The organism is Moraxella cuniculi, assembly GCF_900637105.1.
In the GTDB taxonomy this organism is placed as follows: Bacteria; Pseudomonadota; Gammaproteobacteria; order Pseudomonadales; family Moraxellaceae; genus Moraxella; species Moraxella cuniculi.
Map to the genome: position 1 here is coordinate 1097137 of NZ_LR134343.1, position 21651 is coordinate 1118787.

At 44.1% G+C, this 21651-nt stretch carries 21 protein-coding genes and 1 tRNA gene; 12 read left to right on the forward strand and 10 right to left on the reverse strand.

All coding sequences use genetic code 11. From position 1 onward, the window contains the following. Nucleotides 1–109 precede the first annotated feature (109 nt). Entirely contained in the window at nt 110–1699 is a 1590-nt protein-coding gene (locus tag EL162_RS05085) for an inorganic phosphate transporter (protein WP_126330562.1), read from the forward strand. A gap of 170 nt (nt 1700–1869) precedes the next feature. Here the strand turns inward: EL162_RS05085 and EL162_RS05090 are convergent. The 5 genes from EL162_RS05090 to argG all read right to left on the reverse strand — a co-directional run bounded on the left by EL162_RS05090 (nt 1870) and on the right by argG (nt 6117). Next, nucleotides 1870–1945: transfer RNA gene (locus tag EL162_RS05090), tRNA-Glu, on the reverse strand. 177 nt (nt 1946–2122) lie between these two features. Beyond that, a complete protein-coding gene (locus tag EL162_RS05095) occupies nt 2123–2611 on the reverse strand; it encodes a YajQ family cyclic di-GMP-binding protein (RefSeq protein WP_126330564.1) in 489 nt (162 codons plus the stop codon). A gap of 19 nt (nt 2612–2630) precedes the next feature. Then, nucleotides 2631–3299 carry a ribonuclease T gene (gene rnt / locus EL162_RS05100; protein ID WP_076554342.1) on the reverse strand — a complete coding sequence of 223 codons (669 nt, stop codon included), beginning with the start codon at nt 3297–3299 and terminating at the stop codon, nt 2631–2633. After that, nucleotides 3296–4357, reverse strand: coding sequence for a dihydroorotase (pyrC, locus tag EL162_RS05105; RefSeq protein WP_126330566.1), 1062 nt, complete (start codon nt 4355–4357; stop codon nt 3296–3298). Before pyrC ends, rnt begins: the two co-directional genes overlap by 4 nt. A gap of 413 nt (nt 4358–4770) precedes the next feature. Next, nucleotides 4771–6117 carry an argininosuccinate synthase gene (argG, locus tag EL162_RS05110; protein WP_126330568.1) on the reverse strand — a complete coding sequence of 449 codons (1347 nt, stop codon included), beginning with the start codon at nt 6115–6117 and terminating at the stop codon, nt 4771–4773. 313 nt (nt 6118–6430) lie between these two features. On the opposite strand from argG, the gene EL162_RS05115 reads away from it, so the two are divergent. Continuing rightward, on the forward strand, nt 6431–6946 hold the full coding sequence (locus EL162_RS05115) for a L,D-transpeptidase (RefSeq protein ID WP_126330570.1): 516 nt from the start codon (nt 6431–6433) through the stop codon (nt 6944–6946). Between the two features lie 144 nt (nt 6947–7090). Continuing rightward, on the forward strand, nt 7091–8077 hold the full coding sequence (locus EL162_RS05120; RefSeq protein ID WP_126330572.1) for a LysR family transcriptional regulator: 987 nt from the start codon (nt 7091–7093) through the stop codon (nt 8075–8077). 156 nt (nt 8078–8233) lie between these two features. On the opposite strand, the gene EL162_RS05125 is transcribed toward EL162_RS05120, so the two are convergent. From EL162_RS05125 to EL162_RS05145, 5 genes are all read right to left on the reverse strand, one after another. Then, nucleotides 8234–8554, reverse strand: a complete 321-nt coding sequence (locus EL162_RS05125) for a hypothetical protein (protein ID WP_126330574.1) — start codon at nt 8552–8554, stop codon at nt 8234–8236. Between the two features lie 2 nt (nt 8555–8556). Next, nucleotides 8557–8952: a hypothetical protein gene (locus EL162_RS10170; RefSeq protein ID WP_227543374.1), complete on the reverse strand. Its 396-nt coding sequence runs from the start codon at nt 8950–8952 to the stop codon at nt 8557–8559. A 104-nt stretch (nt 8953–9056) separates the two neighbouring features. Continuing rightward, nucleotides 9057–9716 carry a FixH family protein gene (locus EL162_RS05135; RefSeq protein WP_126331675.1) on the reverse strand — a complete coding sequence of 220 codons (660 nt, stop codon included), beginning with the start codon at nt 9714–9716 and terminating at the stop codon, nt 9057–9059. A 74-nt stretch (nt 9717–9790) separates the two neighbouring features. Further along, nucleotides 9791–11224, reverse strand: coding sequence for a cytochrome c oxidase accessory protein CcoG (ccoG, locus tag EL162_RS05140; protein ID WP_126330576.1), 1434 nt, complete (start codon nt 11222–11224; stop codon nt 9791–9793). Between the two features lie 224 nt (nt 11225–11448). Continuing rightward, the gene (locus tag EL162_RS05145) at nt 11449–11832 is read right to left on the reverse strand and encodes an SCP2 sterol-binding domain-containing protein (protein ID WP_076554350.1); all 384 of its coding nucleotides are present in this window, start codon (nt 11830–11832) and stop codon (nt 11449–11451) included. A gap of 575 nt (nt 11833–12407) precedes the next feature. Between EL162_RS05145 and ccoN the strand changes: the two genes are divergently transcribed. From ccoN to ispD, 9 genes are all read left to right on the forward strand, one after another. Then, entirely contained in the window at nt 12408–13889 is a 1482-nt protein-coding gene (gene ccoN, locus EL162_RS05155) for a cytochrome-c oxidase, cbb3-type subunit I (RefSeq protein ID WP_126331676.1), read from the forward strand. Nucleotides 13890–13900: 11 nt separating this feature from the next. Beyond that, on the forward strand, nt 13901–14539 hold the full coding sequence (gene ccoO, locus EL162_RS05160) for a cytochrome-c oxidase, cbb3-type subunit II (RefSeq protein WP_126330578.1): 639 nt from the start codon (nt 13901–13903) through the stop codon (nt 14537–14539). Further along, a complete protein-coding gene (locus EL162_RS05165; protein ID WP_076554352.1) occupies nt 14539–14718 on the forward strand; it encodes a cbb3-type cytochrome oxidase subunit 3 in 180 nt (59 codons plus the stop codon). Before ccoO ends, EL162_RS05165 begins: the two co-directional genes overlap by 1 nt. Continuing rightward, entirely contained in the window at nt 14715–15779 is a 1065-nt protein-coding gene (gene ccoP / locus EL162_RS05170) for a cytochrome-c oxidase, cbb3-type subunit III (protein WP_076554353.1), read from the forward strand. Before EL162_RS05165 ends, ccoP begins: the two co-directional genes overlap by 4 nt. Before the next feature lie 308 nt (nt 15780–16087). Beyond that, nucleotides 16088–17716: a CTP synthase gene (pyrG, locus tag EL162_RS05175; RefSeq protein WP_126330580.1), complete on the forward strand. Its 1629-nt coding sequence runs from the start codon at nt 16088–16090 to the stop codon at nt 17714–17716. A 125-nt stretch (nt 17717–17841) separates the two neighbouring features. Next, on the forward strand, nt 17842–18705 hold the full coding sequence (gene kdsA / locus EL162_RS05180; protein WP_076554355.1) for a 3-deoxy-8-phosphooctulonate synthase: 864 nt from the start codon (nt 17842–17844) through the stop codon (nt 18703–18705). Between the two features lie 63 nt (nt 18706–18768). Next, complete coding sequence (gene eno / locus EL162_RS05185; RefSeq protein WP_126330583.1) at nt 18769–20085, forward strand: phosphopyruvate hydratase; 1317 nt, start codon at nt 18769–18771, stop codon at nt 20083–20085. A 116-nt stretch (nt 20086–20201) separates the two neighbouring features. Continuing rightward, on the forward strand, nt 20202–20516 hold the full coding sequence (locus EL162_RS05190) for a septum formation initiator family protein (RefSeq protein ID WP_126330585.1): 315 nt from the start codon (nt 20202–20204) through the stop codon (nt 20514–20516). Nucleotides 20517–20921: 405 nt separating this feature from the next. After that, nucleotides 20922–21617: a 2-C-methyl-D-erythritol 4-phosphate cytidylyltransferase gene (gene ispD / locus EL162_RS05195; RefSeq protein WP_227543375.1), complete on the forward strand. Its 696-nt coding sequence runs from the start codon at nt 20922–20924 to the stop codon at nt 21615–21617. The last annotated feature ends 34 nt before the right edge of the window (nt 21618–21651 follow it).

Here is a 21651-nt window from a genome sequence, read left to right on the forward strand (position 1 = left end):
GTCATTAAACTGTCATATTGCCAACTTATAATTGGCACAAAACCAATCATGTCAGCTGTGTTTTGGGTTTGATGATTACAGTTGGCTTTTTATAAACTTTGGCGGATTTATGGTAAATTCAACAAAACAAACAACACCGATGGCGGCAAATGCTTTTTTTGCATTGCTACTGATTGGTATGAGTATTTATTTTATTCAGTGGGGACTTGGTTATACGCTATACCAACAAGTTGGGCTGTTTATGGTCGCCAGCTTTTTTGGTATTTTTATGGCGTTTAACATTGGTGGTAATGATGTTGCCAACTCATTTGGTACTTCTGTTGGTGCAGGCACTCTGACCGTTACGCAAGCACTGGCGATTGCAGCTATTTTTGAGGTTTCAGGAGCGGTGCTGGCAGGTGCGGCGGTAACAGACACCATTCGCAGTGGCATTGTTGATATCGGCAAGCTGGGTGTTTCGCCGAGTCAGTTTATCTACCTGATGTTGTCAGCATTGATTGCGGCGGCATTTTGGTTATTATTCGCCACCAAGCGTGGTCTGCCTGTATCCACCACACACGCCATCATTGGCGGCATTGTCGGCAGCTCAATCGTACTGGGGATTAGTATTGGTGGTACCGAGCTTGCTTTTTCGACCGTCAAATGGTCAAAAATCCGTGATATTGCCATCTCTTGGGTAGTCTCTCCTGTGCTGGGCGGTGCATTGTCTTATCTGCTTTATAGCATTATCAAGAAAAATATCTTGGCGTATAATGATAAGGTTGAGGTGGTTGTCAAGGCGATTAAAGCCCAGAAAAAAAATCTCAAGCGTGAACAAAAAGAGTATTTTGAAAAATTGGGCGAGGTGGAAAAACTGCCATATACCAATGCCATGCTGCGAGATCAGGAAGTTTACAAAGACAGCGATTGTCAGCGTGAGGATTTGGAAACCGAATACTACCGCTCATTGTATGATTTGGAGCGTAAGCGAGAAAATATTGACACCCTAAAAGCACTAAAAACATGGGTACCATTGATTGCGGCTTTGGGTGCTGTGATTATGACTGCGATGGTGGTGTTTAAGGGCTTGGCAAATACAGGGCTGACATTATCAACCTTACAAGCAGGGCTGGTGATGGGTATGCTGGGTGCGATGGTATGGCTGACGGCATTTATCTATACCAAGACCATTCGTGGCAAGCACAAAGAAGATTTGGGCAAAGCAACATTTGTGATGTTTAGCTGGATGCAGGTATTTACTGCGTGTGCATTTGCGTTCAGCCATGGTTCAAATGACATTGCCAACGCTGTCGGTCCCTTTGTTGCCATCATGGATGTCATCAAAAATAATGCCATTGAGGCACAAGCGAGTGTACCCGGCCCTGTAATGGTAACTTTTGGCGTGGCATTGATTGTTGGTCTGTGGTTTATTGGCAAAGAGGTCATTCAGACGGTTGGTACCAACCTGACCGAAATGCACCCAGCATCAGGGTTTGCTGCCGAGCTTGCCGCCGCTGCGGTGGTGATGGGAGCCTCAAGTCTGGGCATTCCTGTATCAAGTACCCATATTTTGGTTGGGGCGGTACTGGGCATTGGCTTGGTGAACAAAAATACCAACTGGCGACTGATGCGACCCATTGGCTTGGCGTGGGTTATCACCTTGCCAGCTGCCGCAGGTATCAGTGCAATTTCATTTATGCTTCTGACCAAATTTTTATAAAATGGTCTGTGATAAAAGCTCTGAAAATCAGGGCTTTTATTTTGCGTCAAAAAAGTTATGTATAATGGGTGGGCTTGAGTCAGACGGATAATTTTATCACTATTTATGACAAGCAATCATCAATAAATAAAAACACGCTCAAATCAATGACTTGAGCGTGTCTGGAATAGTGGCATCCCATAGGGGATTCGAACCCCTGTTACCGCCGTGAAAGGGCGGTGTCCTAGGCCTCTAGACGAATGGGACACAGTGTGTAAAGTCAATTGCTTGCTTTACCAACTTTCGACGCTTTCACCGTTTAACCGAAAGTGGCGTTATTATAGCAAATTTTTAAAAATCGTCAAGCAGCCAAAGAAAAAAATCAACAAAAATCTTATAAGTCATTGAATTTAAATAATTTTTATATCATTGCTGCTTGGCGTTTTAGTCTTTAAAATTATTAAATTGCAACGGCACGCCAAACTGTTTTTGTTTTAATAATGCCATCGCAAGTTGCAGATTGTCTTTTTTCTTATCGCTAACACGCACTTTGTCGCCTTGAATGCTGGCGGCGACCTTCAAATCAGATTCTTTGAGGGCTTTGGCAATCTTTTTGGCACTGTCAGCATCCAAACCGTCTTTTAGATTAATCAGTTGCTTGATGTGTTTGCCTGATTGGGTTTTTTCTTGTGGGTCAAGCGACTGCAAATCCACATTGCGTTTGATGAGCTGCTTTTCTAAGATGGCATACACATTATCTGCCTGCAAGTCATTATCAGTGGTGATGGTGATGGTTTTTGCTTTTTCGTTCAGCTCAATTTGAATATCGCTGCCCTTAAAATCAAAGCGAGTGGCGATTTCTTTTTCGGCATTTTGTACGGCGTGCTTGACCTCAAAGGTCTGTAATTCTGATACAACATCAAAAGATGGCATGGTTGTCTCCTTGGTGCTGCTACATGGCAGCGGTATCGTTGGTTTGTTCGGATAAATTGTCTGCTATGGGCAATAGGGTGCTGTGATTGACAATGTGGCAAAATAATTCAGCAGTTTTTTGGGTGTCGTAGACTGCCGAATGTGCATGACTGTTGTCAAATTCAATGCCTGCCATCATGCAGCTGCGTGCCAGCACCGTATGCCCATACGCCAAAGCGGCAAAACTTGCGGTATCCAGCACGCTAAAGGCATGAAAGGGCGAGTGGTTTTTGCTGTTGGTGCGTGTAATGGCAGCATTTAAAAAGCCCAAATCAAAATGTGCGTTATGCCCCACCAAAATACACTGACGGCAACCGTGTTGTTTTTTGATGGCTTTTAGTGCCTTAAAAATACGGCGCAAGGCAGTTTTTTCGTCCTCGCTGATTGCTTTGCGAATGGGGCTGTCTGGATTGATGCCTGTGAATTTTAAGGCGGCAGGCTCAAGGTTCGCCCCTGCAAATGGTTCAATATGAGCATTTAGCACCTCGCCTTGATACAGTTTGCCTGTCTCGTCCATCAAAATCGGCACGCAAGCAATCTCAAGCAGGGCATCAGTTTGGGCGTTAAATCCTGCGGTTTCGACATCGACAACCACAGGCAAAAATCCACGAAAACGATTGGCGATGCCAAGGGGGGCTGTGTCATTCATTGGGCAACCTGCCAAGCAATTGTTTCACCTGCAAGCAGTGGCGTGAGTGTCTGAGTCTCCAGATATGGATAGCTTGCCGCAATGGTTTGTGGTTTTTTGATTAGGGTGATGGTGCTGGTATTCATCGGTAAGCCGTAGAATTTGGCACCATAAACACTGGCAAAGTTCTCTAGCTTATCAAGTGCGTCTACGCTCTCAAAAGCAGCTGCATACAGCGGCAGTGCGTGCGTGGCGGTATAGCAACCAGCACAACCGCAAGCGGCTTCTTTGGTGCTGGTGGCGTGTGGTGCCGAATCTGTGCCTAAGAAAAATTTCGGATTGCCACTGGTGGCAACTTCCAGCAGTCGTTTTTGGTGCACGGCACGCTTTAAAATAGGCAAGCAGTAATAATGAGGCTTAACACCGCCAACAAGCAGATGATTGCGATTAAACAATAAATGCTGCGGTGTAATGGTGGCAGCAATATGATTACCCTGAGCCAGACAAAAGTCCGCTGCATCAGCGGTTGTGATATGCTCCATGACAATTCTTAGCTCGGCAAAAGTGCTGATGATTTTTTGTAGCACTTCGTCCAAAAAACGCTTTTCGCGATCAAAAATATCTATGGATTCGCGGGTGATTTCACCGTGTACCAGCAGCGGCAGTCCGTGTTTTTGCATGGCGTCAAAAACCTCTGCCCGTGCCAGAATATCAGTTACCCCATCGGCTGAATTGGTGGTTGCACCAGCAGGATAGAGCTTGACAGCGGAGATAATGCCTGTGGCGACAGCATCGTCAATATCACTTGCGGTTGTATGATCGGTCAGATACAGCACCATGCGTGGATCAAAAGCTGCTTTGCGTGCCTTATCAACATCACTGTCTGCCAAAGCCTGCATAATGCGTTCACGATAAGAGATGGCTTGGGCGGCGGTTTTGACAGGGGGTGTAAGATTTGGCATACAAATCACACGGTTAAAGCTTGTCGCCGCATGCGGTACTGTGGTGGCAAGTGCAGCACCATCACGCAGATGAATATGCCAATCATCTGGCTGAATGATTGTTAATGTGGTTGTCATGAGTAAACTTGTTCCAAGATAAATAAATCAATTGCCAAGCCCTTAATTATTCTAGCAATTGCCATCTTTGTCAAGTGCCGATGATGATTTGTTGGCTTGATACCCTCCTTTGCCGTGCCGATTTGATTGGCATGATGATAATAAATGAGGGTGTAAACCAGACCTAAGCGTTGTATTTTTAAAAATTACCGCAAAGCCAAATTTATAAATTTATTCAACTTAAACCACCATTAAAATAAATTTATACTTTAAAAAATTTTAATAAATTGTCATTATTGCAAAAATCTTAAATACCGCACAGTCAGTGATTTGTGCAATTATTGTCATTTTGGGTTGTATGCTATTATTTTTGTATAAACTTAATAATTTGCACAAAAAATTCCCAATCGGTTGATTGGGAATGTGGCATGGGTTTATTTGTTGTTTTGTTCAAGTCTTGGCACGGTGTTGCCTTCGCCAAGTCCCAGCAGCCCTGATTGAGCATACAGCCCAAGTTTTTGGCGAGTGTCTGCAATGTCAAGATTACGCATGGTAAGCTGACCGATACGATCAAGCGGTGTAAAGGCAGCATCTTCCACTTTTTCCATAGACAGACGATCGGCTTCGTAAGTTAGGTTTGGTGATTCGGTGTTTAGAATACTGTAGTCATTGCCACGACGCAACTCAAGCGTAACCGTACCGGTGATGGCACGAGCCACCCAACGCTGAGAAGTTTCACGCAGCATTAGGGCTTGAGAGTCAAACCAGCGACCTTGATACAACAAGCGACCCAAACGCAAGCCATTGATGCGATATTGCTCGATGGTGTCTTCATTATGAATGCCTGTTACCAATCGCTCATAGCAGATGTGCAGCAGTGCCATGCCGGGGGCTTCATAGATGCCTCGAGATTTTGCCTCAATGATGCGATTTTCGATTTGATCTGTCATGCCAAGTCCATGACGACCACCGATTTCGTTGGCCTTTAAAATCAACGCCACCAAATCATCAAAACGCTCACCATTGATGGCGACAGGCATGCCTTCTTCAAAACTTAGGCTGACGGTTTCGGCTGCAATTGCGACCGATTCGTCCCAATAACGCACGCCCATGATCGGCTCAACGATTTTATGGCTGGCATCCAGATACTCCAAATCTTTTGCTTCGTGAGTTGCACCGAGCATATTAGAATCGGTTGAGTAGGCTTTTTCTTTGCTCATTTTATAATCAAAGCCATTGTCAATCAAAAATTGACTCATCTCGGCACGACCGCCCAATTCATCAATAAAGGTCTGATCCAGCCAAGGTTTGTAGATTTTTAATTCAGGATTGGCGAGCAAGCCATAGCGATAGAATCGCTCAATGTCATTGCCTTTGTAGGTTGAGCCATCGCCCCAAATGTGGACATCATCTTCACGCATTGCCGATACCAGCATCGTGCCTGTTACCGCACGACCAAGAGGCGTGGTGTTAAAATATGGCATACCGCCTGTGCTGACATGAAACGCACCGCATTGAATGGCGGCAATACCTTCTTGGGCAAGTTGTTGGCGACAGTCAATTAACCGTGCTTTTACCGCACCGTATGCTGTGGCTTTGGCTGGAATGGCATTGTAATCATCTTCATCTGGCTGACCCAAATTGGCAGTATAGGCGTAGGGGGCGGCACCTTTTTGTTTCATCCACAAAAGGGCGGCAGAAGTATCCAAACCGCCAGAGAAAGCGATGCCAACTTTTTTGCCGACAGGTAAGTGTTGCAAGATGGTTGCGTTTGTCATGATATACCCTTGATTAACAATGAAAATAAATATCGCAAATTATAGCATTTTTTAGCCACTTGTCATGAGTTTGCATGGATATTTTATAAAAAATGCAATAAATAAAGGCAGGGATTAACAATTTTTTGCACCCAAGTGCTGATTTTGCTATACTATTATTTATTAAATGAATGATAGTTATAATTCTGACAAATTGACAAAATCGCACAGGGTTGGAGTGCCATCGGGTATTTTTGGTCGCGTTTATGCGGTATATACGACTGGCATGGTTGATAGCATTTGGTGATTTTGGCAGTTTTGGCTTATCGGTGAAATCATGACGCAGACAATAACGACTGAGCAAACACAGCTGATTGTTGATTGCCAAGTTCAGACTTTGCAATTGTGGCAAAATCAGCAATTGGTACGAACTTTTAGCATCTCAACCGCCAAAAACGGCACAGGACAACTGTCAGGATCAGGCTGTACGCCACTTGGACGGCATAAAATAAGTGAAAAATTTGGTGAAGGCTTGCCGATAAATGCGGTATTTGTTGCACGGCAGTTCACAGGTGAGTTATATGATGAGGCGTTGGCAGAGCAATTTGCCAATCGTGATTGGATTTTGGCTCGGATATTGTGGCTGGAGGGCTTGGAGGAGGGGTATAATCGCGGTGAGAATGCACAAGGGATTTGTGTTGATAGTAAGTCTCGTTATATTTATATTCATGGTACGCCAGATACAGAGCCAATGGGTGTGCCATTATCGCATGGCTGTATCAGAATGCGTAACCAAGAGATACTTTGGCTGTTTGAGCAAGTTGAAGTTGGTGCACAGGTTGTGATTCGCTAGGCTGTGCAATAACATGATCATAAATTACCAAGCGGTATTATTTTGTCAAGCAAAGCTGTTTTTGTTGTTGATGAAAATTTATACTACTGTGCTTTGTGTGGTTTTGGGTTATTTGCCAGATGGCTGATTGGGTGGGGTGTGTTTATGAATTTGCAAAAAGTTGATTTGAATTTATTGTTTTATCTTGATGTTTTGTTGCGTGAAAAAAATGTAACACGAGCGTCAGAGCAATTGGGCATTACTCAGCCTGCGATGAGTAATATTTTGCGGCGATTGCGATCGCTGTTTAATGATCCGCTGTTGGTGCGTTCATCAGAGGGTATGACGCCGACCGAACGAGCATTTGAGCTACAGCCTCGTATTCGTGAAGTGTTGTCGGATATCAGTGTACTGCTTGAGCCACGCACCGAATTTCGCCCTTATAGCACCTCAAGAGTGTTTCGCATCATGACCAGTGATTATGCCGAAGCAACTTTGGTGCCTCGTTTGGTGAAGGCGTTGCGTAGCGAGGCACCGAATGTGATTTTGGATTTTTTGACACCTTCGGATGTTTCGTATCGCGATATGGAGCAGGGCAGGGTGGATTTGGCGATTAATCGCTTTAATGAAATTCCGCAGAGTTTTCATCAGGTGCTGGTTTGGCGTGATACTTTTAGCTGCTTGTTGTCCGCCGAAAGTCCTTATGCACACAGATTTAACCTAAAAAACTACCTAAAAGCACAGCATGTCTGGGTGTCAAAAACAGGCATGGGGGTGGGCTTTGGGGTCAATCCCGAAAAATCAGGCGGGCTTGGTTCAATCGATCAGGCATTGCAGCGATTGGGACAAAAACGGCAAATCAGTGTATTTACTCGCCATTATCAGATGCCTGCCATGCTTGCTGCGAATAAAGATTTGATTGCAACCTTGCCTACGCGTGTGGCACGCCTACAGGCGGATAATAACTCACAAATCATTGTCAAAGAACCGCCATTTTTTATCCCAGAGTTTGAGCTGACGATGGCTTGGTCGCCACTGCTACAGCACCACCCCGCCCATCGCTGGTTGCGGCAGTTAATTCTGCATGTGGCTCGTCAAGTGATTGCCGAAGAAGAGCAAGCCACAAGGGCAGAGCAGGCATCAATCATATAAATGGCGATTGTATCGTTCAGCTTGCGGCGGATTATGATGATATAATCCGCCATTATTTTATCAGCGGTTGCTATTACGGTAGTAAGAGTGATAGGTATTGTGTGGCGGATTTGAAGTGAAAATCAAGGGGGGGGTTATCCCTTGATTATTGATGTTCTACAATATTTCTGGTAGGGACATTTTACTGTGTTCCTGCTGATATAATTCCAGAATTTTCCCTTTTTGCTCATCACTATAAAATTGTTCACTAGTATTAGATTGAAGTTTCAAATATCTTAATGCTTCTACAATCTCATATTCTGAATTTTCATCATATTTTTCAATCATATAAGTAATAAATTGCTTCAAGATATTAAATGCTTCATAACTTTCCAAAACCTTAATATGTTCATCTACAAAATTAGACATATACCATTCATCGGTAACTGGATTGTTATTTAAATCATCTAAAAAAGCATCAAATTCATCAAAGAACAAAACTAATCCTTAAATTTAAAATCTGTTGTTTCACCAGTTTTGGTATTTTCAATATAATGTATCTCAACACCATTCACATTTTGAACACGCTTAACCCAACCGTCCTTTGCAAACCAACCATTTTTTGCATCAGACATTGCGGGCATTCTTGCAGGTGTAGTACCGCGTGGATTAGCTTTAACTTCTTCCATTACCAATTTTTCTTTTAAATTCTTTGGCACAGTTCTACCAGTAGATTTTTCAGAATTTGGCTTTGTAGCTTGGGTTTGAGGTGCTGTTGTTGTAACTTTTGGCGTTTTAGGCGTTGTTTTCTTTGGTGGTGCTGCGACAACAGTTGTTGCCAAAGAAAATAGGCTAAAAACCACAAATAAATTGACAAAAAACTTTTTTATAATCAATTATCCTAAATATTTTCCCCATTCTAACTACTTTTTTTAAGCAAAAACAAGCTAGTTTTTAACAATTTGCCATCTGGGCTAATGTATGGCTGACTTTTTGATGATTATTTGCCAGCGTTTTGTGATGTGGCAGATGATGGTCTTTTGTCTCGCTGGTCGGGCAAGTCATTTTGGGTGGCATTAAAACTTGTCAATGGCAAAAAGACAATGTTGTTTTTTGGTAGATTTTCGGGTTGGAGTAGTCGCCAGTTGTGCGTACCAGCATTGCTGACTTGTAGATAATATTTGGCAGGCGTGGCATCTAGCACCACCTCGCCTGTGTAGCGATTGGCGGCTTGGTGCGTGATGACAAAATCACGGTCTTTGGATTTATCCGTGGCGTGTGAGATACTAACGCTTAGGGTTTTTGGGTAATTAAGCGGCGTGCCATCGCTAAGTTTGCCACTTGCCAAAGATTCTTTTGGATAGTTAAGCTCAAAAACCACCTGCGTGCTATCACCGCTTTTATTTAGTCGCATGACCCCTGATACACCCAAGTCATAAGCCAGTTGGTCTCGTGAGGCATCTTGGTAGAGTGTTTTGCCGTCCATGTACCAATCATCACGCACGGTCGCATCTTGAATTTTGATAGAATAAAACACAAAAAAAATGCAAGCAATCACCACAAATGCAGGCAGACCAATGACAAAAATGAGCATCAATGGGTTGGTGTACCAAGTGTCGTGGGATTGTTGGTTGTTGTGCGGTGGTGTTGTGTTGCTCATGATGATAAATAAGATAACCAAGATTGACCCTCATTGTATCACAAGAGGGTCGTCTTTTTAAGGCAATAACTGGGTTATTTTTGCTCTTTTGCTTCGTAGATGAACATATTTTGTGCAGAAGTGCTGTATTTGCCATCGGTGCTGTACACGGTAATGGTAATAGGCGTGCTGCCTGCCTTGATGATGGCTGGGTCGCCAATGACACTGACGGGTAGGTCGTATGGCTCATTGGCTTGTAGTGGCAGTTGCTTAAAGCGAGAGCGTAGTGTCAGCCCTTTGGTGTCGCCGTCCAGACGCACTTTGTAGATTTGTTTTTCGTTAGTTTTGTTGACGATTTTTAGCACATAGCTGTTTTCAACCATGCCATCACGGCCAATGCTGGAGAGCTGTTTGCGGTCGTGGCGAATCTCAAGCTCAAGTGGCGAGCGTCCAACAACAATCAAGGCTGCCGCCACGATACAAGCACTAAGCACGCCAATATAGGCAAAAATACGCCAGCCGATGATTTTGGTTTTTTGTTTATCAACCAGCTGTCTTTCGGTGGTATAGCGAATCAAGCCACGCGGTGAGCCAACCTTGTCCATGATTTCATTACAAGCGTCAATACAGGCGGCACACTGAATACATTCAACTTGCAAACCATCACGGATATCGATGCCTGTTGGGCAAACTTGTACGCACAAAGTACAATCAACGCAATCGCCATATTGATGAGTGCTGTCTTTTTTGCGAGCACCTCGTGGTTCGCCTCGCTCATAATCATAAGATACAATTAAGGTATCCTTATCAAACATAACCGATTGAAAGCGACCATAGGGGCAAATATAGACACACATATGCTCACGCATATAGCCGCCATTGGTCTGGGTAACAAAAGTGATGAGCAGGAAAAAAATCCAAGTCATCTTGCCCCAGCCCATAAAAAATAACGGCTCGCCATTAAAGAATAAATAATCAGTACCAACAATAAAGGCGATAAAGGTCAGAGCGGTAACGGCAGAAAAAATTCCCCAAATGCTGTGGACCGCCAAGGTTTTTAGAATTTTTTCGGCATTCCAAGGGGCTTTGTCAAATTTAATGCGTTTATTGCGATCGCCAATGATTATTTTTTCTACATATTGATATAAATGAACATAAATTGTTTGTGGGCAAGCATAACCACACCAAACCCGCCCTGCATAGACTGTTACCATAAAAAGTAGCAAAGCGGCAATGATAAACACAAAGGCAAAAAAGTAAAAATCCTGCGGCATAAATACCGCACCAAAAATATAAAACTTCGGTTCAATAACATCAAACAATAAAGCCTGACGAGAATCCCAACGCAACCATGGTGCGAGCAAAAAGCCCAGCAAAATCGTGTACATACTTATCAGGCGAATTTTTTGATATTTGCCTTTGACGAATCTGGGGTGGACACGCTGCTTGGTTGCGTCCATATCTTTGGAATGTGGAATGATTTTTTCGGGAGCTGGACGGGGTTTTTTTGGTTTTTGTTGTTCTGACATGGCAGATACCTTGGCTGATTGCTTGCAACAAGATGGTACAAGCGATGGCTTGGTCTTTGATTGGTTAAACTTTGGCTGATTGAACAAATACCACAGAGTTTAATTTTGCTGATTATATTACCATGTTTTGTAGGGTTTTGGTATGGGTAGTTTGTGCTAATTTATGCACGCTTGAGTTTATATTGACAAACCAGCCATCAATCTAATGGCTGGCGAGGTGGGGATTAAAATTCGGTCATTGCCAAAATTTGCTTAAATAATGCTTTTTGTTCTTGGCTTGGTTTGGCAGATTGCAGTGCCATCACCTGTGTCATGTCGCCATCAATGCGAATTTTGCCGAGCATAAATGCCTCAATGGCGTGATTAATGTCGCCATCTGTGATGATTTGTTGCAAGGTGGTACGATCGATGGTCAGCGTGGTTGTGGCAGTATCAATCAAGCCTTGTGCGATTTTGCCTGCCTGTAAGTGCAAAGCGGTGTCGGTTTCGCCTGTGATTTTGGCATTTAAGGTAACATTGGCAAGATTGGGTGGTAGGTTTAGTTCACCTGCGGCGTTGTTTAGTTTACTTACTTCATCAAACCATGCCGAGCTTAAAAATTGTGCCATAAGATTCCTTGGGATAAGCTATGATAATGTGGCATGACCATCGATGCCAAAGCTGTGGCAGTTTGTCGGTCATTGCGACTCTTATTATAAGGGATAAAGCAGGCTTTGTCGATTACAACAAGGCATCAGCGATATAATTGAATAATTTTTGATAAGAAATATTAATATTTTTAAAATAAAGCCATCAAATCTATAGAATATTACTAAAAAATTTCAAGATTTTTACAAAATATACCCAAAAATTACATTTGTGTTGTATAATAAAGGGGAGAGACCGCTGGCAATACCATATTGTCAGTAAGGATATAGATGGTGTGCTTAAGCCACGCCATCAACGCAAGCCAAGCACTGTAGCAAGCCAAGCTAGCATGGAATAAAGCACCAAATATACAAATTTGCTGGTATTCCATAGAAAAAATAAGGATTTTTTCATTTTTGCTGGTCTGACTTGATGATATTTGCCCGACTTTGCGTTACAATAGACATAAAATATCAAAGCAAGTGTGGTTTTTTATGCGTTATTTGCATCAGACCGCATTGCGACATAAATCAGGCTGCACAGGAAATATCCAATGATTAGTCTAAATAAATCAGCAGTAGCCCCAGTTTCTGTCGATCATGAATATGAAATCACCATTGTGAGATTTTTCACCATCATGACGGTTGTATGGGGCATTATTGGCATGTCTGTTGGTGTATTGATTGCATCGCAGTTGGCATGGCCAGCATTGAATTTTGACACCTCGTGGTTGTCTTTTGGGCGACTAAGACCATTGCACACCAATGCGGTGATTTTTGCATTTGGCGGCTCGGCACTTTTTGCCACTTCTTATTATATCGTCCAGCGTACTTGTAAGACCAGATTATTCGCCCCATATTTGGCATGGTTTACTTTTTGGGGTTGGCAGGCAATTATTGTTGCGGCGGTAATCACGCTGCCGCTTGGGCTAACTTCAGCTAAAGAATATGCCGAATTAGAATGGCCGATTGATATCGCTATTGCTTTGGTTTGGGTATCCTATGCCATCGTATTTTTTGGTACGATTATCAAGCGTAAGACCTCGCATATCTATGTGGCGAACTGGTTCTTTGCGGCATTTATCATCACCATTGCATTGCTACACATTGTCAATAGCCTTGCAATTCCTGTTAGTGCGATGAAATCATACTCACTGTTTGGTGGTGCAACCGATGCCATGGTTCAGTGGTGGTATGGACATAATGCTGTTGGATTTTATCTTACTGCTGCCTTTTTGGGCATGATGTATTATTTCATTCCTGTGCAAGTAGGTCGTCCTGTATATTCATATCGTCTGTCAATTGTTCACTTTTGGGCATTGATTGCCTCGTATATGTGGGCAGGCGGGCATCATCTGCACTATTCGGCACTGCCTGATTGGACTCAATCTTTGGGCATGGTATTCTCGTTGATTTTGTTTGCACCTTCTTGGGGTGGTATGATTAACGGCGTACTGACTTTGTCAGGCAGCTGGGATAAGTTGCGTACAGACCCGATTATCCGCTTCTTGATTGTTGCTTTGTCGTTCTATGCGATGAGTACCTTTGAAGGACCAATGCTGTCAATCAAAGCTGTGAACGCCATCAGTCATAACACAGACTGGACAGTTGGCCATGTGCATTCAGGTGCATTGGGCTGGGTTGGTATGATTACCATTGGTTCGGTGTATGTGCTATTGCCACGCATCTGGAATAAGGCAAAAATGTACTCAACAGGATTAATCACTGTGCATTTTTGGTTGGCAACCACAGGTACGGTACTGTATATTGTGGCGTTGTGGATTTCTGGTATTACGCAGGGCATGATGTGGCGTGCCACCAACCCAGACGGTACTTTGGCTTATGACTTTATTCAGACAGTTGTTGTGTCGCATTGGCCATATGTTGTGCGTACACTGGGTGGGGCGTTGTATGTGGCAGGTATGTTTGTGATGGCGTATAACTGCTATCGCACCATCAAGATGCCAAGTGTGCCTGAGCATATCGCTGAGCCAGATGAAGTGAATACTGGCAGCGATCAGGTTACAGCACAAGCATAAGGGGTAAACTCATGTCAAAAATCACTCATGAATTAGTAGAAAAAAACACGGGTTTGCTCGTCATTTTTATCGTGATTGCAATCAGCTTTGCAACTTTGGTGGAGATTGTGCCATTGATTTATGATGGCACAGCTGCCGAAGATGGCGGTGTGAATAAACCACTGCCAAATATGCGTCCATGGACAGCACTTGAGCTTGAGGGTCGTGATATTTATATCCGTGAAGGTTGTCATGTTTGCCATACCCAAATGGTTCGCCCATTGCGTGCCGAGGTGGAGCGTTATGGACCATATAGCCGTGCAGCTGAATCAGCTTGGGATCATCCGTTTTTGTGGGGCTCTAAGCGTACAGGTCCAGACTTGGCACGCGTTGGTGGGCGTTACTCGGATCAGTGGCATGTGGATCACTTGACCAACCCTCGCTCTGTCGTGCGAGAATCGGTAATGCCAGCCTATCCTTGGCTTGCCAAAAATGAAGTTGATGGCACAAAAGTACAACAAAAAATGCGTCTATTCAGAGATCGTTTTGGTCTGCCATATACTGAAGAAGACATTGCAGCAGCACCTGACCAAGTTCAGGGTGCGACCGAAATGGACGCACTGGTTGCTTATTTGCAACAGCTGGGCATTGCAATGCAAGGTCAGCGATAATGGATTGGGGTTTTTTGCATAGCGTCGCAACTGTATCAGCCGTTTTGGCATTTATTGCGATTGCATGGTGGGCGTATTCACCAAAAAACAAAAAACGCTTTGAAGATGATGCACAACTTGCGCTGGATGATAAGCAACAAACGCTATCATCACATGAGCGCACTAAGGATACACAATGAGCTTTTTTTGGGGTTCTTGGATTACCATCTTGTCATTGGGCTGCTGGCTATTCATTTTTGCGGTACTGGTTTGGACATTGAGATCTAAGCCAGTATTGGATGAAGATGAGACAACAGGGCATTCTTATGACGGCATCCGAGAGTTTGACAAACCGCTACCAAAGTGGTGGCTGGTAATTTTCTTTGGCACGATGATTTGGGGCTTGGGCTATTTTGTGCTTTTCCCAGCCATTCAGCCAAATGTCTGGAAGGGTGTTACAACGGTTGAAGTAGACGGTCAGCAAGTGCCGTGGACTTCTGCCAATGAGCTAAACAGCCAGCTACAAGCGAACAATCGTGTTTTTATTGAGAATTTTGAACAAAATATTTTGGCAAATGCAGGTGCCAGTGAGGCAACAGCAATTTTGGCAAAATTGAGCGATTTGCAGGCACAACGCAAGACAAATGAAAAAAATGAAGATTTGCAAAAACAAATTGATGAGCAAATCACCTTGCTTGCTCCTTATGTAGACAAACTGGCTGCCGACCCTGAAGCACAAAAGGCTGGCAACCGCTTGTTTTTACAAAACTGTGCTTTGTGCCATGGCTCTAATGCCAAAGGTTCGGTCGGTTATCCTAATTTGACGGACAATGACTGGCTCTATGGCGGTACGGCAGATCAGATCTTACTTACCATTCATAATGGTCGAGTGGGTGCGATGGCAGCATGGCAAAAGCAATTGGGTGAATCAGGTGTGCGAGCTGCTGCCGAATATGTGCTAAAAATCTCTGGCAATCAAAATGATTATACGCTTGATGAAGCAAAAGTGGCTCAAGGTAAAGCAATTTTTGAACAAAACTGCGTCCTGTGCCATGGTGCTGATGCCAAGGGCTTGACTGCAATGGGTGCACCAAATCTAACCGATGATATTTGGTTGTTTGGTGGCGATCGCGAAACCATTCGCACAACCATTCGTCATGGTCGTTCTGGTGTGATGCCAGAATGGCAGAGTAAGCTGGGCAATGAGCGAGTCATGCTACTTGCTGCCTATGTGCGTTCATTATCGCAATCTGCTGAATAATGTTTTTAGACCAAAGAGCTGCCAAGTTGGTGGCTCTTTTTTCATGCCATGATGCAGCCATTGGTGTGTTATTGGTTAAATAAAGCAATTTCTGCCTTAAAAATTAACCCAAATTAAAAAGCACCAGCAATTTGTGATGATGATAAAGAAAGCCCACTCAACATATTGCCAATCACAAACTTGACGCATAAGAAGAGCAAAACGCACAAGATGATGCCTTAATGACAAGAAAAAATTTGCCCAACCCCCTATATTTTTTTGACGATTTTTAGTAAAATTTGACTTTACCAGCAACCGATTTGATTATTATGACGACTAAATTTATCTTTGTAACTGGCGGTGTTGTATCATCACTTGGCAAGGGCATCGCTGCAGCTTCTCTTGCCGCTGTCTTGGAGGCTCGTGGGCTAAAAGTAACCATGACCAAGATGGATCCTTATATCAATGTTGATCCGGGCACGATGAGTCCATTTCAGCATGGTGAGGTGTTTGTTACCGAAGATGGTGCAGAAACCGACCTTGATTTGGGGTATTATGAGCGGTTTTTGCGTCGCTCAAAGATGAGCAAGGCAAACAATTTTACCAGTGGTCGCATTTATCAAACTGTGCTTGCCAAAGAACGCCGTGGTGATTATTTGGGCGGTACGGTGCAGGTGATTCCGCACATTACTGATGAAATCAAGCACAAAATCCGTGCCAGTGGCGAAGGTTATGACATTGCCATTATTGAGATTGGTGGCACAGTGGGCGATATTGAGAGCCTGCCATTCATGGAAGCGGTGCGTCAATTGCAAGTTGAGCTGGGGCGTAGCAATTCGCTATTAATGCATTTGACACTGGTGCCATACATTGCCTCGGCTGGCGAATCAAAAACCAAGCCAACGCAGCATTCGGTCAAGGAGTTGCGTTCTATCGGTTTGCAGCCAGATGTATTAATCTGTCGTTCGGAACAAACCATCTCTGAAGAAAATCGCCAAAAAATCGCTCTGTTTACCAATGTTGAGACTCGTGGTGTGATTTTGTGCGAAGATGCCAAATCCATTTATCAGATTCCACGCCGTTTTTATGAGCAAGATTTGGACGATTTGATTTGTGAGCGATTTGGGCTGACCGTCCCAGAGGCGGATTTGTCCGACTGGGATTTGGTGGTACAAGATTTGTTCAATGCACAAGGCGAAGTTGTTGTGGCGATGGTTGGTAAATATGTTGAACTGCCAGATGCCTATAAGTCGGTTAATGAAGCCTTGTTGCACGCAGGTATCCACAACAAAACCAAAGTGCGTATCAATTATATCAATGCCGAGACGCTAGAACATGACAATGCTGCCTTTGATGAATTGAAGCAAGCCGATGCCATCTTGGTACCAGGGGGGTTTGGTGAGCGAGGCACGCTTGGCAAGATGAAGGCCATTGAATATGCTCGCACGCATAACAAGCCATTTTTAGGCATATGTCTAGGTATGCAGTTGGCGGTGATTGAGTTTGCTCGCAATGTTCTGGGGCTTCAAGCAAATTCAACGGAATTTGACCGCAAGACTACCCACCCGATTATCGGTCTGATTACCGAATGGTTTGATGAAAAAGGTGAATTGCAGATTCGCTCTGATGACAGTGATTTGGGTGGCACGATGCGACTTGGGGCACAGCAAGCAGAGCTGGTTGCAGGATCAAAACTTGCCAAGATTTACGGTGCCAATAACATCACCGAACGCCATCGCCATCGCTATGAAATGAACAACCGCTATATTGAGCCACTGGAGCAAGCGGGCATGAAAATTTCTGGCTATTCTGCCAAGCAGCACTTGGTTGAGGCGATAGAAATTGATCATCACCCATGGTTCGTGGCAGTGCAGTATCACCCAGAGTTTACCAGTTCGCCACGCGGTGGGCATCCGCTATTTAATAGCTTTATTAAAGCAGCGATGGCTGATAGCTAGCACAAACAGCACATCAAGCAAGTTTGGTGTGCTTTTTATTTTCAGTGTTTTTGTTGCTTGGTTGAGATATAATAACAAAAACACATTTATTTAAGCCAAATTGACTTAGGTCTAAGGATATTAAGATGACGCAGCCGCAAGCAACTGCACAATCAGTGATTAATATTGCAGGGATTGAGATTGCCAATGATAAGCCATTTGTGCTGTTTGGTGGCATGAATGTGCTTGAAAGTCGCGAGTTGGCTTTTGAGATTGCCGAGCAATATATTGCCATTTGCCAAAAATTACAGATAGGCTATGTGTTTAAGGCAAGTTTTGACAAGGCAAATCGCTCAAGCCTGCATTCTTTTCGTGGCCCAAGTCTTGAGACGGGGCTGACTTGGCTAAATGACATTAAAGAGGCGTACAATGTGCCGATTATTACCGATGTGCATGAGCCATATCAAGCAGCACCAGTTGCCAAAGTTGCCGATGTTTTGCAGCTGCCTGCGTTTTTGTCGCGTCAGACAGACTTGGTCAATGCCATTGCTCGTACAGGCAAGGTGGTTAATATCAAAAAAGCACAATTTTTGGCACCGCATGAGATGCGTCATATCATTAATAAATGCCTAGAATCTGGCAATGATCAGGTGATATTGTGCGAAAGGGGTTCTGCCTTTGGTTATAACAACTTGGTGGTTGATATGCTTGGTTTTGACACCATGAAGGCGATGAATGTTCCTGTGTTTTTTGATGTAACGCACGCTTTGCAAGAACCGGGGGCAAGGGCGGATAGTGCAGGTGGTCGCCGTCATCAGATTGCCACTTTGGCTCGTGCTGGCATGGCAACAGGATTGGCAGGGCTGTTTTTGGAAGCTCATCCAGACCCTGATAAGGCAAAATGCGATGGGCCAAGTGCCTTGCGACTTGACCAGCTTGAACCATTTTTAACCCAAATAAAACAGCTTGACACATTGGTGAAGGGCTTTTCGGTGCTGGATACGCATTAAGTGGCAGAGATATTTATTAAATAAATTTAAGACTGTTTGTTTTTAAGATAAAAAGGAGTGATTATGTACGCTGAAGATACCAAAAATGTTGTAGAAATTAAAGACATTGTTGCACGCGAGATTTTGGACTCTCGTGGCAACCCAACCATTGAGGCTGATGTTATTTTGGCAAATGGTATTTGTGGTCGTGCTGCTGCACCAAGTGGGGCATCTACTGGTTCACGCGAAGCGTTGGAGCTGCGTGATGGCGATGCCACCCGTTATCTAGGCAAAGGGGTAAAAAAAGCTGTTGCCAATGCCAACAGCCAAATTCGCAGCGTATTGCTTGATAAAGATGTTACGCAGCAAGCTGAGATTGACAAATTGTTGATAGAGCTTGATGGTACTGAAAATAAAGCAAATATGGGTGCAAATGCCATGCTGGCGGTATCTTTGGCAGCTGCCAAGGCGGCAGCACAGTCGCAATCATTGCCACTTCATCAATATATCGCCAATTTGCGTGGACAAACTTCTTTGACCATGCCTGTGCCGATGATGAATATTCTAAATGGTGGAGCCCATGCGGACAACACGGTTGATATTCAGGAATTTATGATTGAGCCAGTTGGCTTTTCGTCATTTTCAGAAAGTCTGCGCGCAGGGACGGAGATTTTTCATGCACTAAAATCAGTGCTAAAATCGCAAGGCTTGAATACAGCGGTTGGTGATGAAGGTGGTTTTGCACCAAATTTACGCTCAAACGAAGAAGCAATCACTGTTATCATGCAGGCAATCGAAAAAGCAGGTTATCAGGCTGGCAAGGATATTTTCTTGGCACTGGACTGTGCTTCGTCAGAGTTTTATAAAAATGGTCAATATGTGCTGGCTGGCGAGGGCAATAAGGCGTTTGACAGTCAAGGATTTAGTGATTATCTGACCGCTTTGTGCAGGCAATATCCAATCATCTCAATTGAAGATGGTCTTGATGAGAGCGATTGGGAAGGCTGGGCGTATCTAACCAAGCAATTGGGCGATAAGGTGCAGTTGGTTGGCGATGATTTGTTCGTAACCAATCCAAAAATTTTGCAAGAAGGCATTGATAAGCATATCGCCAATGCGATTTTGATTAAGTTTAATCAAATTGGCACATTGACAGAAACGCTTGATGCGATTTATTTGGCAAAACAGCATGGCTATGCGACAATCATCAGCCATCGCTCGGGCGAGACTGAAGATTCTACCATTGCTGATTTGGCGGTGGGTACGGCTGCAGGTCAGATTAAGACAGGGTCATTGTGCCGCTCTGACCGTGTTGCCAAATACAACCAACTGTTGCGTATCGAACAACAAGTGCGTGCCGCATATCGTGGTCGTGAAGAATTCATCGGCTTGCGTGGCTGAGGCTATGGCAGTTTTGGCTTTGGAGATGGGCTGTGGCAAGCGATAAAATAACCAAATTAAAACCATATCGGTTGTATGTAGTTGCGATCGCATTTGCTACAGTGGTGCTATTGTTGATGCAATATCAATATTGGTATGGCGAATATGGTCATGGCAACTTTGTGCAGGTACAAAAGCAGCTGCAAGAACAAAGTAAACTCAATGAAGAACAGTCTTACAAAAACGCCATTTTACTTGCCGATGTCAAGGACTTAAAATCAGGCTTGTCTGCCATTGAAGAGCATGCACGGCTGGATTTGGGTTTGATTAAGGCTGGCGAGACTTTTGTTCAATTGTCCAACGCACCCATCACCTATTCACGCTCCATGCTAACTGACGATGAACAGGTGGTGGAGACGGTTGATTCCGTGCCTGAACCTTCCGCCCAGTAACAAAGCCATTGTGATAAAATCGCCCAGTTTGCCGACTGTGGCGATTTTTATTTATGTGTTATTTTGATGGCAATCCAATACCCAAATGTACTACAATTAACCCATAAGAACATCAAAAATTACTTAAAAATAGCGGCAGATGCAGCAGCGATGGCGGCTTTGTGGTTTGTTATTAAGTATTGCGATTTGCTGCAACTGTAGATTGTGCTTTTTAAGCTTAAAAAAGGGTTGTGGCAATAAGAAGTAAGCTGGGGGAAGAAATGCAATTGCCTGAATGGCTTAAAATATGCGATACTATAGCAGGATAAGCGGTGATTGCCAGCATTGGTGGGATTTTGTCAGTCTGCAATCTGGCGGTTGCTTGCATTGTTCGCTTTATATAAATACAAATAACAAGAGGTCGTTGTGATTTATCCAATGATTGTTGCTGCAGGTGTGGGTAGGCGTTTTGGGGCGGCAACGCCTAAGCAGTACTTGACAGTGGCAGGCAAAACCATACTTGAGCATAGTGCAGCTTGCCTTGTTCACCCTGCTTTTGCCACACTTACCTTGGTGGTGGCGAGAACAGATCCGTACATTGATGAGCTGCTGCCACGCTTAACCACTCTGCACCCAACAATATATCGTGCTGTCGGTGGCGATGAGCGGTGGCAATCGGTGCTTTCTGGCATTGAGGAGATTTGCAGGCAGGGTGGTCAAGATGATGACTGGGTGCTGATTCATGATGCGGCACGACCTTGCTTGCCAAGAGCAGATCTGGATAAGTTGCTTGACCACCTACAGACAACCCAAGCATCGGCGGTGATTTTGGCAACAGCGGTGGTGGATACGCTCAAATATGCTACATCGGGGCAAATCAATCATACCGTCAGCCGTGAGAATCTCTGGCAAGCCTTGACACCGCAGGCATTTCGTATCGGTGTGCTAAAGCGTGCTTTTGCTCATGCCAGCCAGCAGAATCTTAGCATCACCGATGAGGCCACTGTGTGCGAGGCATTGGGAATACCAGTGCAAATTATCCCAGCCTCACGCAGTAATATCAAGCTGACCCATGCTGATGACTTGCCTTTGATTGAGCGGTTGATTGTGGATTTGGATTGACAAAAGACAATAGGGAAGGAGCTTAAGGGAATAA

Coding starts and splice junctions, on each gene's coding strand:
- ccoO (WP_126330578.1), top strand. CDS start 13,901: ATGTCAAAAATCACTCATGAATTAGTAGAAAAAAACACGGGTTTGCTC.
- EL162_RS05165 (WP_076554352.1), top strand. CDS start 14,539: ATGGATTGGGGTTTTTTGCATAGCGTCGCAACTGTATCAGCCGTTTTG.
- EL162_RS05145 (WP_076554350.1), bottom strand. CDS start 11,832: ATGGCACAATTTTTAAGCTCGGCATGGTTTGATGAAGTAAGTAAACTA.
- pyrC (WP_126330566.1), bottom strand. CDS start 4,357: ATGACAACCACATTAACAATCATTCAGCCAGATGATTGGCATATTCAT.
- EL162_RS05120 (WP_126330572.1), top strand. CDS start 7,091: ATGAATTTGCAAAAAGTTGATTTGAATTTATTGTTTTATCTTGATGTT.
- EL162_RS05085 (WP_126330562.1), top strand. CDS start 110: ATGGTAAATTCAACAAAACAAACAACACCGATGGCGGCAAATGCTTTT.
- ccoP (WP_076554353.1), top strand. CDS start 14,715: ATGAGCTTTTTTTGGGGTTCTTGGATTACCATCTTGTCATTGGGCTGC.
- ccoG (WP_126330576.1), bottom strand. CDS start 11,224: ATGTCAGAACAACAAAAACCAAAAAAACCCCGTCCAGCTCCCGAAAAA.
- kdsA (WP_076554355.1), top strand. CDS start 17,842: ATGACGCAGCCGCAAGCAACTGCACAATCAGTGATTAATATTGCAGGG.
- eno (WP_126330583.1), top strand. CDS start 18,769: ATGTACGCTGAAGATACCAAAAATGTTGTAGAAATTAAAGACATTGTT.
- pyrG (WP_126330580.1), top strand. CDS start 16,088: ATGACGACTAAATTTATCTTTGTAACTGGCGGTGTTGTATCATCACTT.
- rnt (WP_076554342.1), bottom strand. CDS start 3,299: ATGAATGACACAGCCCCCCTTGGCATCGCCAATCGTTTTCGTGGATTT.
- EL162_RS05135 (WP_126331675.1), bottom strand. CDS start 9,716: ATGAGCAACACAACACCACCGCACAACAACCAACAATCCCACGACACT.
- EL162_RS05095 (WP_126330564.1), bottom strand. CDS start 2,611: ATGCCATCTTTTGATGTTGTATCAGAATTACAGACCTTTGAGGTCAAG.
- EL162_RS05190 (WP_126330585.1), top strand. CDS start 20,202: ATGCAATATCAATATTGGTATGGCGAATATGGTCATGGCAACTTTGTG.
- EL162_RS05115 (WP_126330570.1), top strand. CDS start 6,431: ATGACGCAGACAATAACGACTGAGCAAACACAGCTGATTGTTGATTGC.